Here is a 521-nt window from a genome sequence, read left to right as displayed (position 1 = left end):
GTACTCAAACCTACACTGGCGCAGTGACACTGGGTAGTGATGTGACCTTAACTGCATCTAGCATTACTACCGCTAGCACCATTGCTGCAGGCAACCATAACCTGACCTTAGTGACCGATACTTTGGCATTAGGTGGCAATGTCAATGGTGGATCTGGCACTCTGACAATTGCACCAAAAAGTGCAGGCACAATAATTGGCTTGGGATCTGGCTCTAACGCCAGCGGCGCAACCCTACAACTGAGTGACACTGAACTGGGTTATATCAATGTCACAAGTAATTACTTTGCTGCGATTGTGATTGGAGATGCAAGCGCAGGCACTGGAACCCTTAAATATGACACCAGTGCCAATCAAAACTTCCATAGTGCTTTAACCTTAAAGAGCTTGAGTGGGGCGATTACGACCTATGACCAGTTAAATGTTAGTAGTTCTAATAACTTGACTATTAGCACGGGCGGCGCAGTGAGCTTAAGCGCTATTAACACTGCCAATGTCTTAGCCGTAACTGGCAATGGCATC

The 521-nt window shown here is 46.6% G+C and carries 1 protein-coding gene; it reads left to right on the top strand.

Annotated features, from left to right (window positions below; all coding sequences use genetic code 11):
* On the top strand, positions 1–521 hold a 521-nt coding region (locus tag ICN47_RS12765), incomplete at both ends, for a hypothetical protein (protein ID WP_216220286.1).

The organism is Polynucleobacter sp. AP-Latsch-80-C2, assembly GCF_018882185.1.
Lineage (GTDB): Bacteria > Pseudomonadota > Gammaproteobacteria > Burkholderiales > Burkholderiaceae > Polynucleobacter.
The sequence above is the reverse complement of the archived record's forward strand: the minus strand, read 5'-3'. Positions and strand labels throughout refer to the sequence as shown.